This window comes from Thauera sp. SWB20 (assembly GCF_000831325.1).
Lineage (GTDB): Bacteria > Pseudomonadota > Gammaproteobacteria > Burkholderiales > Rhodocyclaceae > Thauera > Thauera aminoaromatica.
This window is the reverse complement of record NZ_JTDM01000020.1, coordinates 119,521-139,038: the sequence shown is the minus strand read 5'-3', so window position 1 is coordinate 139,038 and position 19,518 is coordinate 119,521. Positions and strand designations below refer to the sequence as shown.

21 protein-coding genes are annotated in these 19,518 nt (G+C 63.4%); 14 read left to right on the top strand and 7 right to left on the bottom strand.

Translation table 11 applies throughout. The annotated features are described in order from the left end of the window. The first annotated feature begins 78 nt into the window (after positions 1–78). The 8 genes from PO78_RS14650 to PO78_RS14625 all read left to right on the top strand — a co-directional run bounded on the left by PO78_RS14650 (position 79) and on the right by PO78_RS14625 (position 11,243). Positions 79–2,034, top strand: a complete 1,956-nt coding sequence (locus PO78_RS14650; protein WP_052484428.1) for a hypothetical protein — start codon at positions 79–81, stop codon at positions 2,032–2,034. Then, positions 2,031–2,888, top strand: a complete 858-nt coding sequence (locus tag PO78_RS14645) for a glycosyltransferase family 2 protein (RefSeq protein ID WP_043744820.1) — start codon at positions 2,031–2,033, stop codon at positions 2,886–2,888. The genes PO78_RS14650 and PO78_RS14645 overlap by 4 nt, the downstream gene beginning before the upstream one ends. A 2-nt stretch (positions 2,889–2,890) precedes the next feature. Next, a complete protein-coding gene (locus PO78_RS14640; RefSeq protein WP_043744817.1) occupies positions 2,891–4,096 on the top strand; it encodes a glycosyltransferase in 1,206 nt (401 codons plus the stop codon). 26 nt (positions 4,097–4,122) lie between these two features. Next, a complete protein-coding gene (locus PO78_RS14635; protein ID WP_043744814.1) occupies positions 4,123–5,829 on the top strand; it encodes an ABC transporter ATP-binding protein in 1,707 nt (568 codons plus the stop codon). A gap of 76 nt (positions 5,830–5,905) precedes the next feature. Then, the gene (locus PO78_RS22400; protein ID WP_197068787.1) at positions 5,906–6,925 is read left to right on the top strand and encodes a glycosyltransferase; all 1,020 of its coding nucleotides are present in this window, start codon (positions 5,906–5,908) and stop codon (positions 6,923–6,925) included. Between the two features lie 18 nt (positions 6,926–6,943). Continuing rightward, positions 6,944–8,986, top strand: coding sequence for an HAD family hydrolase (locus PO78_RS22935; protein ID WP_144312188.1), 2,043 nt, complete (start codon positions 6,944–6,946; stop codon positions 8,984–8,986). A gap of 7 nt (positions 8,987–8,993) precedes the next feature. Further along, on the top strand, positions 8,994–10,103 hold the full coding sequence (gene glf / locus PO78_RS14630) for a UDP-galactopyranose mutase (RefSeq protein ID WP_012586215.1): 1,110 nt from the start codon (positions 8,994–8,996) through the stop codon (positions 10,101–10,103). Between the two features lie 15 nt (positions 10,104–10,118). Beyond that, positions 10,119–11,243, top strand: coding sequence for a glycosyltransferase (locus tag PO78_RS14625; RefSeq protein ID WP_043744811.1), 1,125 nt, complete (start codon positions 10,119–10,121; stop codon positions 11,241–11,243). A gap of 26 nt (positions 11,244–11,269) precedes the next feature. On the opposite strand, the gene PO78_RS14620 is transcribed toward PO78_RS14625, so the two are convergent. From PO78_RS14620 to PO78_RS22395, 4 genes are read right to left on the bottom strand one after another with little or no spacing between them, the layout of a single operon-like run. Continuing rightward, a complete protein-coding gene (locus tag PO78_RS14620) occupies positions 11,270–11,716 on the bottom strand; it encodes a type II toxin-antitoxin system VapC family toxin (RefSeq protein WP_043744809.1) in 447 nt (148 codons plus the stop codon). Further along, positions 11,716–12,111 carry an antitoxin gene (locus PO78_RS23440; protein ID WP_231570729.1) on the bottom strand — a complete coding sequence of 132 codons (396 nt, stop codon included), beginning with the start codon at positions 12,109–12,111 and terminating at the stop codon, positions 11,716–11,718. Before PO78_RS23440 ends, PO78_RS14620 begins: the two co-directional genes overlap by 1 nt. Before the next feature lie 35 nt (positions 12,112–12,146). Next, entirely contained in the window at positions 12,147–12,536 is a 390-nt protein-coding gene (locus PO78_RS14610; RefSeq protein WP_231570728.1) for a helix-turn-helix domain-containing protein, read from the bottom strand. Continuing rightward, positions 12,475–12,741, bottom strand: a complete 267-nt coding sequence (locus PO78_RS22395; protein ID WP_261789206.1) for a type II toxin-antitoxin system HigB family toxin — start codon at positions 12,739–12,741, stop codon at positions 12,475–12,477. Before PO78_RS22395 ends, PO78_RS14610 begins: the two co-directional genes overlap by 62 nt. A gap of 298 nt (positions 12,742–13,039) precedes the next feature. Between PO78_RS22395 and PO78_RS14605 the strand changes: the two genes are divergently transcribed. The 3 genes from PO78_RS14605 to boxB are packed head-to-tail and all read left to right on the top strand — an operon-like array spanning position 13,040 to position 16,199. After that, a complete protein-coding gene (locus tag PO78_RS14605; RefSeq protein WP_231570726.1) occupies positions 13,040–14,314 on the top strand; it encodes an enoyl-CoA hydratase-related protein in 1,275 nt (424 codons plus the stop codon). Then, a complete protein-coding gene (locus tag PO78_RS23435; RefSeq protein ID WP_231570725.1) occupies positions 14,266–14,718 on the top strand; it encodes a hypothetical protein in 453 nt (150 codons plus the stop codon). The genes PO78_RS14605 and PO78_RS23435 overlap by 49 nt, the downstream gene beginning before the upstream one ends. A gap of 59 nt (positions 14,719–14,777) precedes the next feature. Further along, positions 14,778–16,199, top strand: a complete 1,422-nt coding sequence (gene boxB, locus PO78_RS14600) for a benzoyl-CoA 2,3-epoxidase subunit BoxB (RefSeq protein WP_043744803.1) — start codon at positions 14,778–14,780, stop codon at positions 16,197–16,199. Positions 16,200–16,299: 100 nt separating this feature from the next. On the opposite strand, the gene PO78_RS14595 is transcribed toward boxB, so the two are convergent. Beyond that, positions 16,300–16,638 (bottom strand): hypothetical protein, encoded by a 339-nt coding sequence (locus PO78_RS14595; protein WP_197068786.1) that lies wholly within the window; start codon positions 16,636–16,638, stop codon positions 16,300–16,302. 129 nt (positions 16,639–16,767) lie between these two features. Between PO78_RS14595 and PO78_RS14590 the strand changes: the two genes are divergently transcribed. Next, the gene (locus tag PO78_RS14590) at positions 16,768–17,016 is read left to right on the top strand and encodes a CDGSH iron-sulfur domain-containing protein (RefSeq protein WP_004307711.1); all 249 of its coding nucleotides are present in this window, start codon (positions 16,768–16,770) and stop codon (positions 17,014–17,016) included. Positions 17,017–17,026: 10 nt separating this feature from the next. Continuing rightward, a complete protein-coding gene (locus tag PO78_RS14585) occupies positions 17,027–17,590 on the top strand; it encodes a histidine phosphatase family protein (protein ID WP_004307713.1) in 564 nt (187 codons plus the stop codon). 60 nt (positions 17,591–17,650) lie between these two features. Here PO78_RS14585 and PO78_RS14580 read toward each other — a convergent pair whose 3' ends face one another. Then, positions 17,651–18,223 (bottom strand): Uma2 family endonuclease, encoded by a 573-nt coding sequence (locus tag PO78_RS14580; protein WP_004307715.1) that lies wholly within the window; start codon positions 18,221–18,223, stop codon positions 17,651–17,653. Between the two features lie 113 nt (positions 18,224–18,336). Then, positions 18,337–18,894, bottom strand: coding sequence for a hemerythrin domain-containing protein (locus PO78_RS14575; RefSeq protein WP_004307717.1), 558 nt, complete (start codon positions 18,892–18,894; stop codon positions 18,337–18,339). Between the two features lie 215 nt (positions 18,895–19,109). Between PO78_RS14575 and cutA the strand changes: the two genes are divergently transcribed. Continuing rightward, on the top strand, positions 19,110–19,457 hold the full coding sequence (cutA, locus tag PO78_RS14570; RefSeq protein ID WP_043744799.1) for a divalent-cation tolerance protein CutA: 348 nt from the start codon (positions 19,110–19,112) through the stop codon (positions 19,455–19,457). The last annotated feature ends 61 nt before the right edge of the window (positions 19,458–19,518 follow it).

The following is a 19,518-nucleotide window of genomic DNA, read 5'->3' as shown; positions in this document are numbered from 1 at the left end:
AGAGTGCAACTGGCTTGACATGAGGGGACCGGATGTCGGTCCCCTCAGCTTTTTGATCGCCCTTCAACCTCAAACAAAATGATGCCCCGAGCCACGCAAATACCCGCCCACGCCGCGGCCTGCGTCGGTCTTGCGCTGTCGCTCTTGGTAACCTGCCTTCTATACATCCCCGGCCTGACGGGCGCCCTCTACTACGACGACATTCGCCCGCTCTCCGGCCTCGCCAGCGTCGTCGACCTCGACTCCGCGCTCTACTACCTATCCTCCGAGATCTCCGGTCCGCTTGGCCGTCCGCTCGCCATGCTCAGCTTCCTTGTACATGTCGAGGACTGGCCCGGAGACATCGAGAACATCCTCCTTTTCAACGTACTGCTGCACCTCGTCAACGGAACGCTGGTCGCCCTGCTCGTCCATCGGATGCTCAGCCTACGGGACGTCTCAGGCAGCGCCCCCGCCTGGACTGCGGTCGGCGCCGCAGCACTGTGGATGCTGATGCCACTGCAGGTGTCGTCCTCGCTGATCGCTGTGCAGCGCATGGCGACGCTGTCGGCCTTCTTCGTGCTCGCGGGCCTGTTGATCCATTTACGGGGCATCGCGATCGAGAACCGGCGTCCTGCACTCGGCGTCGCCCTGCAGGCACTCGGCCTCGTGGGATTCACCCTGCTCGCGATGTTCACCAAGGAAAACGGCATCCTGCTGCCCGTTTTCGCGCTCGTGATCCAGGCGACGCTGCTCGCCGACCGCACATCGCCGGGCTGCCTTCGCTTACTGCGCACCGTCGCGGGCGGCGGGACTCTCGCGATCATCCTGGCCTACCTCGCGTACAGCGCATTCCGCTCCGGCGGCGTGTTCGGGGGGCGCGAATTCAACCTGCTCGAGCGCATCCAGACCCAGCCGCTGATCCTGCTCGAATACCTGCGCGAAGCCTTCGCGCCCCGGCCCTACGGTCTGCACCCATTTCATGACGGCTACCCCAAGGTCAGCTCGCTCGCTGAACAACCAGACGCCCTCTTCGCCGCCATCCTGTGGCCGACGCTCACGGTGCTCGCTATCCGCTTCCGCCGCCGCCATCCGGTCGCGGCCTTCGCCGTCCTGTGGTTTCTCGCAGCCCACCTGCTCGAATCCAGCGTCATCGGGTTGGAGCTGTATTTCGAGCATCGCAATTATCTGGCCCTGTTCGGACCTTGCTTTGCACTCGCCTGGGCGGTGGGGCGTACGCCCCTTCCGTACCGCCGGCTCGCCATCGCGGGCTTCGCCGCCTATCTCGCAACCTTGGCGGCGATCCTGTTCCATGTGACCAGCCTCTGGGGCGACAAGCTCGACGCCGCAGAAACCTGGTTCGTCCACGCCTACAAGTCTCCACGGGCGGCTGAGCACCTTGCACTCCTCTACCTCGAACAGGGGCGCCTCGACGAGGCCTACCAGATCATGCGGATCCAGGTGGACGACTGTCCCGAGTGCCTCGCCTCGGTCACCCAGGCCGCGCTCCTCGCCTGCGCAGCGGGTGACGAGCAACGTACGCGGGACTATTTCAACCAGGCGGAACGGCTTGCAATCGACGCGCGCAACGTCGGAGGGGCCGTATCGGCGCTCAATGCAATGCACAACGCAGTCGAAGAGGGAAAATGCACGCTTCTCGGCTACGATCAACTCGAAGCGCTCAACAGAAGCCTCCTGCGCCAGCAGACTGCGGGGCTCGGCGCGCTCAGCCGCAAGGCGGTCCACATCAACCTGCAAAGGATCGCGATGGCCAGAGGTGACGCGGACACCGCACTGGAGCACTTGAAGGAGGCTTGGGCGGCAGACCGGGACCGCACGCTCGGCCATGCGATCATCCGTCGACTGCTCGAGCGGCACGCGATCGAGGACGCCAAGGCCTTCCACCGCGAACAACTGTGCCGAGACCTCCCGAAGCATCCGGTGCTCGCGCACACGGCGCGCAAGCAGTGCGATGAATCGATGCAGGCCATACTCGGTGCGGCAGGCAATCATCCGCAACGCACAGGTGACACAAAGACCGTCTCGACACCATGAAAACACGGGTTACGGTCGTACTTCCCGCACGCAACGAGTCGACTCCCATCGGCAATGTCGTGATGCAGATTCGGGCGCAGCTTCCCGAAGTCGAGGTCATCGTCGTCGATGACGGTTCGACCGATGCGACCGGCGAAGCCGCCACGAAGTCGGGGGCGCGCGTGATCCGCCAGCCGTATTCAAAGGGCAACGGCGCCGCCATCAAGACCGGCGCACGCGCGGCGAGTGGCGACGTGATCGTCTTCATGGACGCCGACGGCCAGCACGACCCTGCCGACATCCCGGCCTTGCTGGCGCGCCTCGACAAAGGCTACGACATGGTCGTCGGCGCACGCCAGGCAGGCTCCCAGGCGAGCCTCGGCCGTGGCCTCGCAAACCGCTTCTACAACCGGCTCGCGAGCTACATGACGGGCCACAAGGTGGAAGACCTGACCTCCGGATTCCGCGCAGTACGCGCCGAGAAATTCCGCGAATTCCTCTATTTGCTGCCGAACGGCTTCTCCTACCCGACGACCAGCACCATGGCCTTCTTCCGCGCCGGATACTCGGTGGCCTACGAGCCGATCCACGCCGCCCGGCGCATCGGCAAGAGCCACATCCGCCCGCTGCACGACGGACTGCGCTTCCTGCTGATCATCTTCAAGATCGGCACGCTGTATTCGCCGTTGAAACTGTTCGCGCCTTTGGCACTGACGATGTTTCTGCTGGCAACGGGTTGGTACGGACATACCTTGCTGGAATATGGACGGTTCACGAACATGAGCGCCTTGCTGTACACCGGCAGCGTGGTCACCTTCATGATGGGGCTGATCTCGGAGCAGATTACGGCCCTGATGTACAAGGAGCGGGAATAGGCATGGCAGAAGCCCGATTGCCGGCGCTGCTTGTTCTTGCATCCACCTATCCGCGCTGGGTGGGAGATCCGGAACCCGGTTTTGTACATGAACTGGCAAGACGATTGACCGATCGATTCCGCGTTCTTGTGCTGTGTCCGCACGCTGACGGCGCGGCCCCGGTGGAGACGATGGATGGCGTCGAGGTCATTCGCTACCGTTACGCACCGGCAGCATTGGAAACGCTGGTCAACAATGGCGGCATTGTCACCAATCTGCGCAACAAGCCGTGGAAGCTCTTCCTGGTGCCAGGATTCGTCTTGATGCAGGCTTGGCATGCCCTGCGCTTGTGCCGGCAGCGCGGGATTGATCTGGTACATGCACACTGGCTGATTCCTCAGGGGCTGATTGCAACGCTGCTGGGCAAGCCGTTTCTTGTGACTTCCCATGGAGCCGATCTGTACGCACTTCGCAGCAGGCCGTTCCGGGCGCTCAAGCGCTTCGTGTTGCACAAGGCACGAGCAACGACCGTTGTCAGTAGCGCCATGCGTGATGCGGTGGGCGAGTTGGATGTGGATGTCGCGCAAGTCGCGGTCGTCCCGATGGGCGTGGATATGACCCGGCTGTTTGTGCCGGGTGACGCGACGCAGCGTTCCCGCGGCGAGTTGCTTTTCGTGGGCCGCCTGGTGGAAAAGAAGGGGCTGCGCTATCTGCTGCTTGCTTTGCCCACCGTGCTGCGCGAGCGCCCCGACGTCACCTTGACCATCGCTGGCTTCGGCCCGGACAAGGACCAACTCGAGGCTCAGGTCCGCGAATTGGGCTTGCAGGATGCAGTGTGCTTCCTGGGGGCTGTGGCGCAGAAGGATCTACCCGACCTGTATCGGCGTGCGGCACTCTTTGTGGCGCCTTTCGTCAGGGCGAAGTCTGGCGATCAGGAGGGGCTTCCCGTGGCTTTGATGGAAGCCGTGGCTTGCGGCTGTCCCGCCATTGCCGGCGATGTGCCAGGGTTGCGGGATATTCTTGGGGCGCAAGCCGACGCCTGCCTGGTCAACCCGCAGGACATCGACCAGCTGGCCGAAGTCATTCTCCGCCAATTGCGGCAGCCCGAAGAGGCTGCACAGCGGAGTCTGGCCATGCGCACGGCCTTGCGGGCGCATCTGAGCTGGGAACATGTGAGTGCGCGTTATATAGAACTGCTGCAAGGCGCTCACGAGAAAAGCAATAATTGACCGGCTGAGGGCCACCGTAGAACACCATGCGCGACACCCTGCAGAAAGTCTGGCAACTCTTCACCGCTGCCGAGCAGCGCAAGGCGCTGGGGATGCTGATGCTGGCCCTGCTCATGGCGCTGGCCGAAACGCTGGGCGTGCTCTCGATCATGCCTTTTCTTTCCGTGCTGGCCCGGCCGGGCGTGATCCAGGAGACACCCTGGCTGCACGAGCTCTACACCCAGCTGGACCTTGCCCAGCCGCGAAGCTTCATCATGGCCCTGGGCTTGGCCTCCATCGTGCTGGTCATCGCATCGTCCGCTTTCAAGACCATCACCCAGCACCTGCTCAACCGCTTCGTGCACCTGCTTCGCCACTCCATCAGCAGCCGGCTGATGACCCGCTACCTGGCCCAGCCCTACGAATTCTTCATCAGCCGCAACAGCGCGGAACTGTCCAAGACCATCCTGGCGGAGGTCGACCTGGTCATGGCCAACCTCATCCAGCCGCTCTCACAGGTCATCGTGCAGGGCATCGTGGTGCTCGCCATGCTGGCGCTGGTGTTCGCCTACAATCCATTCACCGCGCTCGCCATCGTGCTGGTGGTCGGCACGCTGTACGGGCTGATCTATCTGCTGGTGCGCCGTCACCTCAGGCATATCGGCACCGAAATGGTGGAGGCCAACCGCCAGCGCTATCAGACCTGCAACGAAGCCCTGCAAGGCATCCGCGACATCAAGATCACCCGCGCAGAAGCCGCATACCTGCAGCAATACCAGCACGCCTCGCGCACCCAGGCGCGCCACATGGCCGCCAGCGAGACGCTCAGCCAGACTCCGCTCTACCTGGTGGAAGCGACCGGCTACACCGGCCTGATCCTCATCGCGCTGGCGCTGCTGCTCAAGAGCGACGATGTGGCCCACGTACTGCCCGCGCTCGGCCTCTACGGCTTCGCTGCCTACCGCATGCTGCCCGCCGCGCAGATCATGTATCGCGGCTTTGCCCGCCTGAATTTTGCCAGCGCCACCCTCGACAGCCTGCACCGCGACATGTCGCTGCCATTGCCCGCCGCTGCGCCCGCTACCCAGCCGGCGATCGTGCCCAGGCGGGAAATCCGCCTGCAGGGCATCCGCTACGCCTACCCCTCGACACCCGACAGACCCGTGCTGGACGCCTTCGACCTCACCATCCCGGTCAACACCAGCATCGGCATCAAGGGTCCCAGCGGTGCCGGCAAGAGCACCGTCATGGACATCCTGCTCGGCCTGCTCGGCCCGCAGGCGGGCACACTGAGCGTGGATGGCAAAACCATCACCGCGCACAGCTTGCCGGCCTGGCAGGCCGCCATCGGTTACGTGCCGCAGCACATCTACATCGCTGACACGAGCGTCGCCGCCAACATCGCCTTTGGCATCCCCCGGGACGAGATCGACATGCGGGCCGTGGAGCGCGCTGCCCGCGCCGCGCAGATCCATGACTTCGTCACCCGGGAACTGCCCCAAGGCTACGACACCCCCGTGGGCGACCGTGGCATCCGCCTGTCGGGCGGGCAGCGCCAGCGCATCGGCATCGCCCGCGCCTTGTACCGCGACCCGCCCGTGCTGCTGATGGATGAGGCGACCAGCGCGCTGGATGGCACCACGGAGGCGGCGGTCAACGAGGCTATCCGTAGATTGTCAGGCAGAAAGACGATTGTGGTCATAGCCCATAGAGAAGCCTCTCTCTTGGCTTGCGATGAATTATTCACGATATAGGCGCGGCACCTGAATGCCAGCGCCCGAGCGCCATCATCGCCCCGCCTCTAAAATCCAATTTCGACGACTTGATTTCATGGAAACCACAAGCCGCAACCCAGATTCAGAGTGTCGCGACATGGAATCGGATCTTGTGTCGAAAAGATCCGAAAAAATGCAGGAAAAAATTTATCCACTTGTATCCATTGCCTTGGCCACATATAACGGCCAGCAATACTTGGAAAAGCAATTGATTTCCCTGATCAATCAGGACTATCCAAACTTTGAGATCGTCATTTCCGACGACTGCTCCAGCGACAACACCTGGAGCATTCTGGAAAGCTATGCAAGGCAGGATCTACGCATCCGTCTTTTGCCACGCGACTTCAATCGTGGATATGTAAAGAACTTTATTCGAGCGTTTGGAGAGTGCAGGGGGCAACTAATCTCGCCCAGCGATCAAGACGATATCTGGCATCCAGAGAAAACGCGCCGCCTTGTCGAGAATATGGGCGAAGCCACGTTGATATATAGCAACAATCGTCTTATCGACGAGAATGACAAACCGCTAGGCAAGACCTTGTCTGATTCTCTGAAAGGCAAAATGATTCAAGGAAACGACTCAAGAAATCTGCTTTTTTGCAACTCTATATGCGGCCACGCGATGTTATTTCGCAAAGATTTGCTATCCACTTCAGAAAAACTGGATACCACCTTATACATTGACTGGACAATCGCCTTTCTAGCCGCCGACAAAGGCCATATAAAATATCTAGACGAAGTATTGGTTGACTGGCGTCAACACAGACGTTCATTTACAGCATACAACCGAGACAATACACCTCTTCAAAGAGAAAATCGGCTAAGAATCGAAGAAGCCAACTTAAACACCTTCTCTTCCATCAAAGGACAAAACCAAACCTTTTCTCTAGCCACAAAAAGAGCATGGAATGCATGGCACAAGAGCTATCTAAACCTATCTATGCTGATATTCATCTTAAAACACGGAAGAATAACTCACAAATTTCACTCCGCAAGACACCCCGCACTTAAATATATAATCGGCCACAAACTGAAAAAGATATTACGACCAAACTATTATGAGAAATTGGACTAGAATTCCAAGCAGCCTGTCGTGCGCATTCTAAATTCATTCGACGTATTCGACACTTGCGTCACTCGGATGTATGCGCACCCACGCGACCTGTTTTATGAATTGGGTCTGCGTGTCGCCCCTGCGTCCAGCGGAGAGTCGGCGCGCGAACGCTTTGCGCGGCGTTTCCAGCGCGCTCGCATTCGGGCAGAAAAACTTGCCAACTGGAGTGCGCGCCGCAGGGGGCACGCGCACGCATCGATCGACGCCATCTACCAGAAGGTTAACTGGTTTATACGTCTGGATCGACCAGCCGCCGAACTGATCGAGGCTGAACTGACGCTGGAGGAGGAAAGCCTTTACCCTATCGAAGAAACCATGCTTCAGCTGAATGCCTTACGTGCAGCTGGGCATCGCATCCTGTTCATTTCCGACATGTACATTCCTGCGTCAATGCTGCGCCCCATGCTTGAGCGCATGGGCGTAATGGAGGAAGGCGACCGGTTGTATGTGTCATGTGATATTGGCGTCTCGAAGCACAATGGAAAGCTGTTCCAACATGTCCTGCAAGCCGAGGGGCTGAGGGGAGAGCAACTGCAGCACACCGGCGACAACGCTCATGCAGACATTCGAATGGCCGAAAAACTGGGCATCCTGACCCGGCATTTCACCGCAGCCCATTTGACTGAACACGAGACGCGGATCGCGGGTTCCCGGCTGCCCCGTCATCCTGGCGCGTCGCGGCAGGCCGGTTTCAGCCGGCGCTGCAGGCTGGCCATGCATTTGATCCACGGCAATCCAACTCATGTGCTGGATGACGTGATCTTCAGTGTAATCGTACCGTTTCTGCTGGCCTATGTCCTATGGATACTGGATGACGCGCGAAAGCGCGGCATACAACGACTGTATTTTGTCGCCCGCGATGGTGAGGTGTTGCTCAAGATCGCCCGCGAACTGAAACCCGATGGTATCGAGCTACGCTATCTGTATGGATCAAGGCGTGCCTGGCTGCCTCCGTCCATTTCAACTGACGATGTCGATTGGAAGCGTTTGCTTGCAGTAGCAGGGAACGCAAATGCACCTGTCGACATCACGGCGCGCGCTGGATTGAGTGAGGTCGAACAAGCCAGTGTCCGGGTCATTCTGAGTCTGGACGAAAATACCTGGCGCACGGCGCTGGCATTTGAAGATGCATGCACATTCATCGACACACTGACAGCAAACCCGCGATCCAGAAAAGTTCTATTGGATTCGGTAGCTGCCAAGCGAGAAGCCGCACTGCACTATTTACGCCAGGAAGGCCTTATGGACGGGGTCAACTGGGCCTTGGTGGATGCGGGCTGGTCGCTGAACGGACAAGCCGCGCTGAAACGCATGCTCTCAACCGTTTCGCCATCCAGTCACCAAATTCAAGGCTATTACATCGGCCTTGCTCGTGATTGCTTGCCCGAAGCTCGCGCAGGCAGGGCCTATGCCTTCTGCCCTCCCCCTGGCAGCATTTTTTCTCGCCGTCGCGTAGTGCTCGAGCACTGTTTTCTGCCAGCCAGTCACGCAAGTACGCGCAGCTATTTTCTCAAGGGAGGCCACGCAACTCCTGATTTCAGCGCTGACTCCCGGAACAACGAAGAACTCGAATACGCTCTTCGACTTCATACCGTAGCTTTAGCGTCAGCAAGATTGCTGAAGCAACAGCCGGCAATCGGCGACTTGATGCGAAGGTTCCGTACTCAACTGACGAATTCGGCCGCCGGATTCATCTGCGCCCCTGGCGTGCAAGATGCAATTGCCTATTCTATGCTTACTGCGGTAGCCGACATGCGACAGGAACGCGAGTTTTCCCGGAGGTTGTGCCGACCGCTGTCTTTGGCCGATGTGTGGACGACGATGGGCATGGCTTTTTCAAGGAGGATGGCCTTTAAATCGCCTGCCTGGATGTGGCTGGAGGGATCGATCGCCCTTTCACCTTCATACGTCGCCTTTCCCCTGAGGTTCATGCTTCGGATCGATGACTTTCTGAACAGAATCAAGTCACTGCGTTTCCCACGGTGCAAATCTTCATCGCGGATCGATCAAGGCAAGACCTGAGAATCGAATGTCAATGTTGCATGGCAGAATCCTCATCGTCGGTGCCGGCTTTGCCGGCAGCACCGTCGCCCGCGCACTGGCTGAGGCGAGCCACACTGTGCAGGTCATCGACCGCCGCGCGCACGTCGGCGGCAACGCCTTTGACGAAGCCGACGCGCATGGCGTCCTGGTACATCGCTACGGGCCGCACATCTTCCACACCAACAGCGAGAAGGTGTGGGAATTCCTTTCCCGTTTCACGGAGTGGCGTCCTTATGAACACCGCGTGCAGTGCGTGGTGGCTGGGCAGCGCTATCCCTTCCCAATCAACCGCAACACGCTCAATCAGCTCTATGGGCTGAATCTGGACGAGGCCGGGGCCGCCGCGTTCTTCGAACGGGTTCGTGAGGCGCGCGACCCGGTGCGTACCAGCGAGGACGTGGTGCTGAACAGCGTCGGACGCGACCTGTACGAGAAATTCTTTCTCCACTACACGCGCAAGCAATGGGGCATGGAGCCCTCGCAGCTCAAGGCCGGCGTGGCGGCGCGCATCCCCACCCGCACCAATACGGACGACCGCTACTTCACCGACCGCTTCCAGGCCATGCCGCTCGGCGGCTACACGCGCATGTTCCAGAACATGCTGGACCATCCCAACCTTACGGTACGAACGGGAACGGACTTTGCCGACCTGGACCGTTCCGCTTTCAGCCACATCGTCTATACCGGCCCCATCGATGCCTTCTACGGCCAGTGCTACGGCGCACTGCCCTACCGCAGCCTGCGCTTCGAACATGAGCATGTGCCGAACGTTGCGCAATACCAGCCAGTGGGCACCGTCAACTACCCGAACGACCACGCCTACACGCGCATCACTGAATTCCGACACCTGACCGGGCAGATGCACAGCGGCACATCCATCGTGCGCGAATACCCGACGGGCGAGGGCGACCCTTATTACCCGATCCCCCGCGACGAAAACGAAGTCCTGCTCAAGCAATACGAGGCGCTAGCCGCCCGTGAGGAAAACGTTACCTTCGTCGGACGTCTGGCGCAGTACCGTTACTACAACATGGACCAGGTGGTGGCGGCGGCGCTGGTGGCGGCACAGCGGATCTGCGAACGCCTGCGACAGTGAGATGCAAACCTAGCCATGCGCATCGCCTTCCTCTGCAAACGCCGCTACATGGGCAAGGACGTGATCCTCGACCGTTACGCCCGGCTCTATGAGATTCCTCGCCAGCTTGCCCATCTGGACAACGAAGTGGGCGCTTTCTGCTTGGACTACCACGCAGCGGACACCGACGGTTGCTGGGAACATGAGGCAGCGCCGGGCAGGCTGAGATGGCATTCGCTTTCGGTCGGAAGAACCCGTCTGCCCAGGCTGGCGGCCTACCCTTGGCATTTGCTGCGGCAACTGCGCGCCTTCAAGCCCGACATCCTGGTGGGTGCCTCCGATATTCCCCACGTGGTGCTGGCACGGTGGCTGGCCAGGCGCTTGCAAGTTCCCTACGCAATAGACCTCTATGACAATTTCGAAGGCTTCGGCCAGGCCCGTATTCCCGGCTTCGTGCCGGCACTGCGCCGCGCCGTGCGCGACGCAACTGTCGTAACCACGACCAGCGAACCGCTTCGCCAGAAGGTGCTGGCTGACGGCGCCCGGGGCACCGTCATCGCCATGCCCAGCAGCGTGGACCTTGCGGTCTTTCACCCCGGCGACAAGGCGCAGGCCCGCCAGGCCCTGAGCCTGCCGCAGGACGGCAAACTGGTCGGCACGGCCGGTGGCCTGTACCGGGAAAAAGGCATCGAGCCACTGTACGCCGCCTGGCCAGCGCTCGCAGCCAGCCGCCCCGACGTGCATCTGGTGCTGGCCGGCCCACTGGAAAACGGCTTCGCGCCTCCACAGGGCGAGCGCGTGCACTACCTCGGTCACCTCGCACACGGCCAGATCGCCAACCTGTTTCGTGCGCTGGATGTGGGCATCATCTCCATCCTCGACACCCCCTTCGGCCGCTACTGCTTCCCGCAGAAGGCGTACGAAATGCTTGCCTGCAAGCTACCGGTCGTGGCCACCGCCATCGGGCAGATGCGCGAAGTGTGCGGCAGCACGCCGCAGGCGCTTTTTGCCCCAGGCGATTCGACGGCACTCACCCGCGCCGTGCTGTGGCAATTGCAGTCGGGTTCCACGCCAGCCGTGCCCATCGCCGACTGGAAGACGCTGATTGGCAGCATCGAACCCGTGCTGAAGAGGCAGTCAGGAGCAGCAGCAGGGGGATGACAGCAAGCGCTCCGCGAACCCCATCCTCAAGGAAACCCTGGGGTCAGGACTTTCATCCACTTATCTTTCCGCTCCAGCCAATCCTCCAGCCGCAAGCCCGGAACGCGCTCGAATTCGCCCAAGTTGTGCGTGACGAGGATGAGGTCGAGCGCGCGAGCATGCGCCGCGATCAGCAGATCGTTGCCGTCGATGGTTTTTCCCGCCCGCTCCAGACCGGCACGAATTTCAGCGTACAGCCGATCCGCATCGCCGTCAAAAGGCATCACGTCGATGCAGCCGAGCAACGCCTCCACCCTCTGCGTCAGCACGGCCGAGCCGCGTTTCGCCGCGCCATGGCGCAACTTGCAGGCGACGACGATGTTGGTGCGGGCCGCTTCGGCGTCGAGCTGCGCCAGCCGTTTCGTTGCCGCCCCCTGCGGATCCTTGATCAGGCTCGACGGGATGTTCGTGTCCAGCAGATCGCGCGCCGGCATCAGAACACGTGCTCCTGCCCGGGCGGCGGGTCGGCGATCTCCGGGAAGGCCTCCTCCAGCGGTGTACAGCCGGACGACAAGGCCAGCAGCCTGTGACGTGGCGCGATGGGCTCGATGATCAGCCGCTCTCCTTCCTTTCGGATGATGGCCTCGGTGCCTTCGAGCTCGAACTCGCGCGGAATCCGGATCGCCTGATTGCGTCCATTGCGGAACAGGGAAACGTGGCGTTCGCGGATCATGGTGCTCTCTGAAGAATGCACATGCCAAAGCCCATGCTCAGCAGGAACTCGAGTCCAATTGAGCTTGGCGTCGGTCCCGCCGACCTCAATCCTGCACACCGCGGGCTCGCAGCGCTCGGTCTTCGCGCAGTCGGCGGTGACCTGCTTGCCGAACACCAGGAGTGAATCGGCTACAGACCCCGATCTCGCGCTCAGGCTGCGGCGACTTCGCGCAGCGGGTAGGGCTGGATCAGTACGTCGGCAGGCAGGCCGAGGCCGGAGGACAGGCGGCGGATCATCCCGATGGACAAGGGGCGCGCCCTGTTCATGATGTCGGCCACGCGGCCGCGCGGACCGATATACGGTTCCAGGGCTTTCCGGGTCAGCCCGCGTGAATCCATGACGTACTCGAGGAATTCGATCGGGTCGGGCGCTTCGATGGGAAAGCGCGCAGTCTCGTACGCTTCCACCAGCATGGCGAGCACTTCCAGCCGATCGGACTCGGCGCTGCCTGTGGGCACGTCCCACAGGCGCTCGACCTCAGCCAGTGCTTCGGCGTGCTCGGAATCGGTGCGGATGGGCTTCAGTTCCACGGCAGGCATTCTCCTGGATGGTTTCAGCGTCGACCTGGTCGTACTCGGCATGGGTGCCGACGAACCGGATGAACATCGTGGTCGACGTGTATCGCACGGCCACCACCAAGCGGTAGTCGTTGCCCTTGATATTGAACACCACCCGGTTGTTCGCCAGAAAGCCGGCACTCCGATGCACGGCCTCGATGTCTGTTGGCGTTCGCCAGTTGGCGATAGGGGACAGACCCCAATTTCTCGCTCTGTAGCGCAGGCAACTCGGGAGATCGCCGAGTGAACCTTTATCCGTCGCCGTAGTCTCGCCAAGACAGGTACCGATTCACCGCCGCACCGCCGCTCAAGTACGCTCGCGCGTGCGCCTGATCGGAGGGTCTCGCATCCTGGAGGCGCGTGAGCCCTCGTCCGCGAAGGCCGATACCGTACTCGACACGCCGGGCCGGATGGGCGTGCAGCGTTTCACCCGAAGCCGGCAACTCGTCGCGAGCGGATCCGCGGCAACAAGGAGGAAGCCTGCCGTGAACACGATCGACACCAAGGCTGCCGAGCCGCAGGACGCCCGCATCGACTACCGCACCGAGCCATCGCAGTACCGCCACTGGCAACTCGCCTGTGCGGGCGAGGTGGCCACGCTCACGCTCGACATCGACGCGGACGGCGGCATCCGCCCGGGCTACAAGCTGAAGCTCAACTCCTACGATCTGGGCGTCGACATCGAGCTGCACGACGCGCTGCAGAGGATCCGCTTCGAGCACCCGGAGGTGCGCATCGTGGTGTTGCGGTCGGGCAAGCCGAAGATCTTCTGCTCGGGCGCGAACATCCCCATGCTCGGCCTGTCGACGCACGCGTGGCTGGTGAACTTCTGCAAGTTCTCCAACGAGACGCGCAACGCCATCGAGGACGCGAGCGCGCACTCGGGCCTGAAGTTCATCGCCGCGTGCCAAGGCACGGCCGCCGGCGGTGGCTATGAGCTCGCGCTCGCGTGCGACGAGATCGTGCTCGTCGATGACGGCAACTCGGCCGTCTCGCTGCCCGAGGTGCCGCTGCTGGGTGTGCTGCCCGGCAGCGGCGGCCTGACGCGCATGACCGACAAGCGCCGCGTACGCCGCGATCACGCCGACATCTTCTGCACCCTCGCCGAAGGGGTGCGCGGCGCGCGCGCGAAGGCGTGGCGCCTGGTCGATGAGGTGGTGCGCGCGCAGGCCTTCGACGCCCACATCGGCGAGCGCGCGGCCGTGCTCGCCAGGGGTTCGGATCGGCCGGCCGGCGCCGAGGGCGTGGCGCTGCCGCGCCTCGGGCGCACGGAGGACGCGACCGGCTATCGCTACGGGTTCGTCGATGTCGCGCTCGACGAATCCGCGCGCACCGCCAGGATCACGGTGCGCGCACCGGCGACGGTCTCCGCGCGGAGTGCTGCGGAGATCGCCGCCGAAGGGGCGAACTGGTGGCCATTGAGGATGGCGCGCGAACTCGACGACGCGATCCTGATGCTGCGCACCAAGCACCTCGAGCTCGGCCTATGGGTGCTCGCCACCGAGGGCGATGGAGACGTCGTGCTCGACATCGACGCGACGCCTCGAGGCCAACCGGGACGACTGGTTCGTGCGCGAGACGATCGGCATGCTGCGACGCCACGCTGGCGCGCCTGGACGTGTCCTCGCGCAGCCTGTATGCGCTCGTCGAGCCGGGCTCGTGCTTTGCAGGCACGCTGCTCGAGATCGCGCTCGCGGCCGATCGCAGCTACATGCTCGACGCCCCCGGGCAGCCCAACGCGATCGCGCTCTCCACGATGAATTTCGGCGCCTTGCCGATGATCAATGGCCGCTCGCGCATCGCCGCACGCTTTTACGAGGAGGCCGAGCCGATCGCCACGGCCAGGACGCGCATCGGAGAAAAGCTCGCGCCGGGCGACGCGCTCGCGCTCGGGTTGGTGACCGCGGCCCCGGACGACCTGGACTGGCGCGACGAGGTGCGCATCGCGCTCGAGGAGCGCGCCGCGCTCTCGCCTGATGCGCTTACCGGCCTCGAGGCGAACCTGCGCTTTGGCGTCTTCGAGACCATGAACACGCGCATCTTCGGCCGCCTTTCGGCGTGGGAGAACTGGATCTACAACCGACCGAACGCCGTCGGGGAGACCGGCGCACTGAAACGCTTCGGCTCCGGCAGGAAGGCGCAGTTCGACTGGAAGCGCGTATAAGGTTTACGACAACCGTCGATGGGTGGTCGATCGTAGGAACGAGTGTGAGGAGCACGGCGATGATCAACTACAGCGAACGCATCCCGAACAACGTCGATCTGTCGGGAAATCGCACACTGCAACGGGCACTTGAGCGATGGCAGCCGTCCTTCCTGCAGTGGTGGGACGACATGGGTCCGGACGGCTCGTCGAACTACGACGTCTATCTGCGCACCGCAGTCGGCATCGATCCCAAGGGTCGGGCGCATTTCGACTACGTGAAGATGCCCGACTACCGCTGGGGCATTTTTCTCGCACCGTCCGAGGGCGACAGGAAGATCGGCTTCGGCGAGCACAAGGGCGAGCCGGTGTGGCAGGAAGTTCCAGGCGAGTACCGCTCCACGCTGCGCCGCATCATCGTGACCCAGGGCGACACCGAGCCGGCCTCGGTCGAGCAGCAGCGCCACCTCGGCCTGACCGCGCCCTCGCTCTACGATCTGCGCAACCTCTTCCAGGTCAATGTCGAGGAAGGCCGCCACCTGTGGGCGATGGTGTATCTGCTGCACGCACACTTCGGCCGCGACGGCCGCGAGGAGGCCGAGGCGCTGCTCGAGCGCCGCTCGGGCGATGCCGACAAGCCGCGCATCCTCACCGCGTTCAACGAGAAGACGCCAGACTGGCTGTCGTTCTTCATGTTCACGTTCATCACCGATCGTGACGGCAAGTTCCAGCTCGCCTCTCTCACCGAGTCGGCCTTCGACCCGCTCGCGCGCACCTGCAGGTTCATGCTGGCCGAGGAGGCGCACCATATGTTCGTCGGCGAGTCCGGAGTCGCCCGCATCATCCAGCGCACCTGCGAAGTCATGCGCGAGCTCGAGACGACGGACCCCGCCAGGCTGCGTGCGGCCGGCGTGATCGACCTGCCGACGCTGCAGAAGTACCTGAACTTCCACTACAGCATCACCGGCGACCTGTTCGGCGCCGAGCTGTCGTCGAACGCCGCGACCTATTACACCAACGGGCTGAAGGGCCGCTTCGGGGAAGACAGGCTCGACGACGACCACGAGCTGCACGAGGACGCGTACGCGATTCCCGACGTCGCCGACGACCGTATCGTCGAGCGCCACGTGCCGGCCCTGTCGGCACTGAACGAACGCCTCCGCGACGACTGGATCCGCGACCTGCAGGCCGGCGTCGAGCGCTGGAACCGCATCCCGGCCAGGTTCGGCTTCGACCTCGCTTTCAAGCTGCCGCACAAGGGCTTCCACCGCAGGATCGGCGTGTTTGCCGGCGCACACGTGAGCCCGGAAGGCGAGCTGATGAGCGAGGCCGAATGGACACACCGCCAACAGGAGTGGCTGCCCACCGCGACCGATCGGCTGTTCGTGCATTCGCTGATGGGCCGCTGCCTCGAGCCGGGCAGATTCGCCAACTGGATCGCACCACCGGCGCGCGGCGTCAACGACCAGCCGGTCGAATTCGAGTACGTTCGCTTCAACTGACCGACCGGGGAATAGGGGGAAGGAGAATAGGGGACAGACCCCAATTTCTCCCAAGAGCCCGCCGCGTTCCCCTGGCGGGCTTTTCCTTGCTGCGCTTTCTCTACTCCGACTCGAACAAGTCCCTGCTCGCCGGCACTTCCGCATGTTTCGGCGGGCGCCCCGCCCTGCCCGGCGTAACGCGGCGGCTTAGCGCGCTCGCAAGCTGGGCGGCGAAACGATCGTTGCCGAGCGCGTCGTTGCCGTTGGTCGCCGCGCGGATCTGGTCCACTTCGCTGGGCGCCAGGGCGTTCCGAAAGAGCCCGCGGTAACGCTCGGCACGAATCCGGGGATCGGCGTCGAGGGCCGTGAAGACGGCATGCGGCCGGATCAGCCCGTCCGCTTCACCCTGCGCGTTGCAACGCCAGCTCGACCAGCGGTAGGCGCCGGGCTCATCCACCATACCGCCCCTCCCACAGCGTGCCGCTGCGCGCATAGGCACGATTGACACGCCCTGCGGTCCGGCGCAAGGTTTCTCAGAGGCTGCGCCGCAGCCGACCGGCAAGACCACAAACCCAAAGGAGACAAGGCGATGTCCGAACAACGCGAACCCCATGTCGCGCAGAAAGCGCCCTATGCCGTCGAGGTCGAGGCGGGCAAGAAGTATTTCTGGTGCGCCTGTGGCCTGAGCAAGAAGCAGCCGTTCTGCGATGGGTCCCACAAGGGCAGCGGGTTTGCTCCCACCGCCTTCACCCCCGAGAAATCGGGCACGGTCCATCTGTGCGGCTGCAAGCACACCGCCAACGCGCCGTATTGCGACGGAACGCACACGAAGCTGTGACCGGGCGGCCATGCGCCTCCTGCTTGCCTGCCTGGGCCTGTTGCTGCCGATTGCCGCAGCCTGCGCCGAGACGGACGAGGCAGCCTTGTGGGCGGCCTTGCGCGACGGCGGGCATGTCGCGCTGATGCGCCATGCGATCGCACCCGGCGTCGGTGACCCGGCGGGCTTTCGGCTGGACGACTGCACCACCCAGCGCAAGCTGTCGGCGCAGGGTCGGGCGCAGGCGCGCGCGATCGGCGAGCGCTTCCGCGCCAACGGCATCGCCACCGCGGCGGTGTTCTCCAGCCAGTGGTGTCGCTGCCTCGATACGGCGCGCGAACTGGCGCTGGGCGAGGTGGTGGCGTTCCCGGGGCTGAACTCGTTCTTCGCCGACCGCGGCGAGGAGGCGCGGCACACCGCTGCGGTCCGCGCGCTGATCGGGGAACGCGCGCGCAGTCCCTTGCCGCTGGTGCTGGTGACGCATCAGGTGAACATCACCGCGCTGACGGGGGTGTTTCCGGCCTCGGGCGAGATCATCGTGCTGCGGGTCGACGGCGACACGCCGAGCGTGGCCGGCCGCATCCGGACCGATTGAGACAGCCGGCTCGCCTTTTCCTGCCGTGCATCGCGGGGACGGCGAAAACGCCCACCCGCGCTACTCGCCCTCCACCCCTTCGAAGACCTCGGCCACCGGGCAGCGCAGGCCGACGCTCGCGAGTTCCAGTTGCTCGTCGAGGGCGAAGGGGTAGAGCACCCAGTGCCCACTGTCGTCGCGCCGGAAGACCTCGATACGACGCTCTTCGAGCGAGACGAGTACATATTCCTGCAGCGCAGCCAGCGTGCGGTAGGCGGCGAACTTGTTGCCGCGGTCGTAGGCCTCGGTGGACGGCGAGAGCAGCTCGACGATCAGCAGCGGGTGACGCTTGACGTGGCTGGCCTCGGCGCTGCGGTCGCGCGGGTCGCAGGTCACGAGGATGTCGGGGTAGAAGAAGCTGTTGGCCGCCTCGACGTGGACCTTCATGTCGGCGATGAAGGGCTTGCAGGGGGTACCGCGCAGATGCGCATGCAGGCCGGCGAAAAGGTTGCCGGCTGCCGTACCGTGCGCGTCCGACGCGCCGCTCATGGCGAAGACCTCGCCATCGACGTATTCGCTGCGGATGGGCTGATCCTGTTCCCAGGCCAGGTAGTCGTCGGGGCCGAACGGGATCTTGGGCTGGGGCAGGCTCATCGGGCGTCCTCGCTGCAATTCGTTGCGGTTTGCGCTTCGAGCATAGCGGCGAGGGACGGGACAGGCAATCGAGAGGCCCGTCTTCCGGGTCGTCGGACGACGAGTGCAGCGGCTCAGCTCACCGGCGCATAGAGCGGATACAAGGTGTCCTCCTCGCGCTGGATGCGATCGACCAGCACGGCTCCGACGCGCTCGAGGTCGGCGGCGAAGCTCGCGGCGAGCGCCGGGTCTTCGCCGAGGCGGACGTAGCGGGCGAGGAAGGCGATCACCTTCTTGCCGATCTCGTCCATGTCGTGGCGGAACTCGTGCATCAGCGCGTGGCTCACCGGATCGTCGGCGAGGGTGTGCTCGAGATACACGTACAGGCGCACGTTCTCGACCAGCAGATGGGCGTGCAGGTCGACGCGGAAGCGCTCGAGCAGGGGCACGACCTCGTCGAAGCGCCCCGCATGCGCGGCCTCGCGGATGGCGCCGAAGCGTTCGAGCATCAGACGATGATCGCGCACCAGGCGCTCGACCAGTTCGGGGCTGTAGCGGATGGTGGTGCCGGGAGCGAAGCTCTCGGAGTCCTCCATGGAATGCGCGGGTTCGGGGGCAGGAACCGTGGCGGACGAGGGCGCGGCCTCCGCCTTGGCCTGGTGCTTGCCGAACAGCCAGTCGAGCAGGAACATGATGTGCTCCGGATGGAGCCGCGGAGGGCGGCCGATGCGTGAAGGATTCCGACGCTAATACAGGTGCATGATGGACTTCCATGGCACAGATCAAATCCGCGCCGGATCCATCCGCGACACCGGCGTCACCCGGCATTGCCGTGCTTGATCCCGCGCAGGGCGTCCGCGCCCGCGCTGCGGGATAATCGCGGGCGTTCCACGACGGATCCGCCACCATGCCCGCCAGCTCAGCCACCACGCCGCGCGCCCTGCTCGTCTTCACGAACCTGCCCGACGCCGCCAGCGCCGAGGCCCTGGCGAACACGCTGATCGACCGGCAGCTCGCCGCCTGCGTGAACATGCTCGCGCCCTGCACCTCGGTGTATCGCTGGCAGGGTGCGACCGGGACCGCGACCGAGGTACCGCTGCTGATCAAGACCACGCCGGCGCGCTACGCCGCGCTGGAGGCGGCGATCCGGGCCCACCACCCCTACGAACTTCCGGAGATCGTCGCGGTCCCTGTGACGCAGGGCTTGCCCGGCTATCTCGACTGGGTCGCCGCCGGAACGAGGGACGACGACTGAACGCCCGCCGGCGCGTCCCCGGCATCGCCCCGCCCGATCGACCCGTCCGCAGGCGCCGCAG

Bases quoted from the DNA above. Each gene is read 5' to 3' on its own strand.
- cutA (WP_043744799.1), top strand. From the start codon at position 19,110: ATGCCCGCCAGCTCAGCCACCACGCCGCGCGCCCTGCTCGTCTTCACG.
- PO78_RS14595 (WP_197068786.1), bottom strand. From the start codon at position 16,638: ATGGTGGATGAGCCCGGCGCCTACCGCTGGTCGAGCTGGCGTTGCAAC.
- PO78_RS14590 (WP_004307711.1), top strand. From the start codon at position 16,768: ATGTCCGAACAACGCGAACCCCATGTCGCGCAGAAAGCGCCCTATGCC.
- PO78_RS14610 (WP_231570728.1), bottom strand. From the start codon at position 12,536: ATGCCTGCCGTGGAACTGAAGCCCATCCGCACCGATTCCGAGCACGCC.
- PO78_RS23435 (WP_231570725.1), top strand. From the start codon at position 14,266: ATGCTCGACGCCCCCGGGCAGCCCAACGCGATCGCGCTCTCCACGATG.
- PO78_RS14635 (WP_043744814.1), top strand. From the start codon at position 4,123: ATGCGCGACACCCTGCAGAAAGTCTGGCAACTCTTCACCGCTGCCGAG.
- PO78_RS14645 (WP_043744820.1), top strand. From the start codon at position 2,031: ATGAAAACACGGGTTACGGTCGTACTTCCCGCACGCAACGAGTCGACT.
- PO78_RS14640 (WP_043744817.1), top strand. From the start codon at position 2,891: ATGGCAGAAGCCCGATTGCCGGCGCTGCTTGTTCTTGCATCCACCTAT.
- PO78_RS14580 (WP_004307715.1), bottom strand. From the start codon at position 18,223: ATGAGCCTGCCCCAGCCCAAGATCCCGTTCGGCCCCGACGACTACCTG.
- PO78_RS14575 (WP_004307717.1), bottom strand. From the start codon at position 18,894: ATGTTCCTGCTCGACTGGCTGTTCGGCAAGCACCAGGCCAAGGCGGAG.
- PO78_RS14620 (WP_043744809.1), bottom strand. From the start codon at position 11,716: ATGCCGGCGCGCGATCTGCTGGACACGAACATCCCGTCGAGCCTGATC.
- boxB (WP_043744803.1), top strand. From the start codon at position 14,778: ATGATCAACTACAGCGAACGCATCCCGAACAACGTCGATCTGTCGGGA.
- glf (WP_012586215.1), top strand. From the start codon at position 8,994: ATGTCAATGTTGCATGGCAGAATCCTCATCGTCGGTGCCGGCTTTGCC.
- PO78_RS14585 (WP_004307713.1), top strand. From the start codon at position 17,027: ATGCGCCTCCTGCTTGCCTGCCTGGGCCTGTTGCTGCCGATTGCCGCA.
- PO78_RS22400 (WP_197068787.1), top strand. From the start codon at position 5,906: ATGGAAACCACAAGCCGCAACCCAGATTCAGAGTGTCGCGACATGGAA.
- PO78_RS14650 (WP_052484428.1), top strand. From the start codon at position 79: ATGATGCCCCGAGCCACGCAAATACCCGCCCACGCCGCGGCCTGCGTC.
- PO78_RS14625 (WP_043744811.1), top strand. From the start codon at position 10,119: ATGCGCATCGCCTTCCTCTGCAAACGCCGCTACATGGGCAAGGACGTG.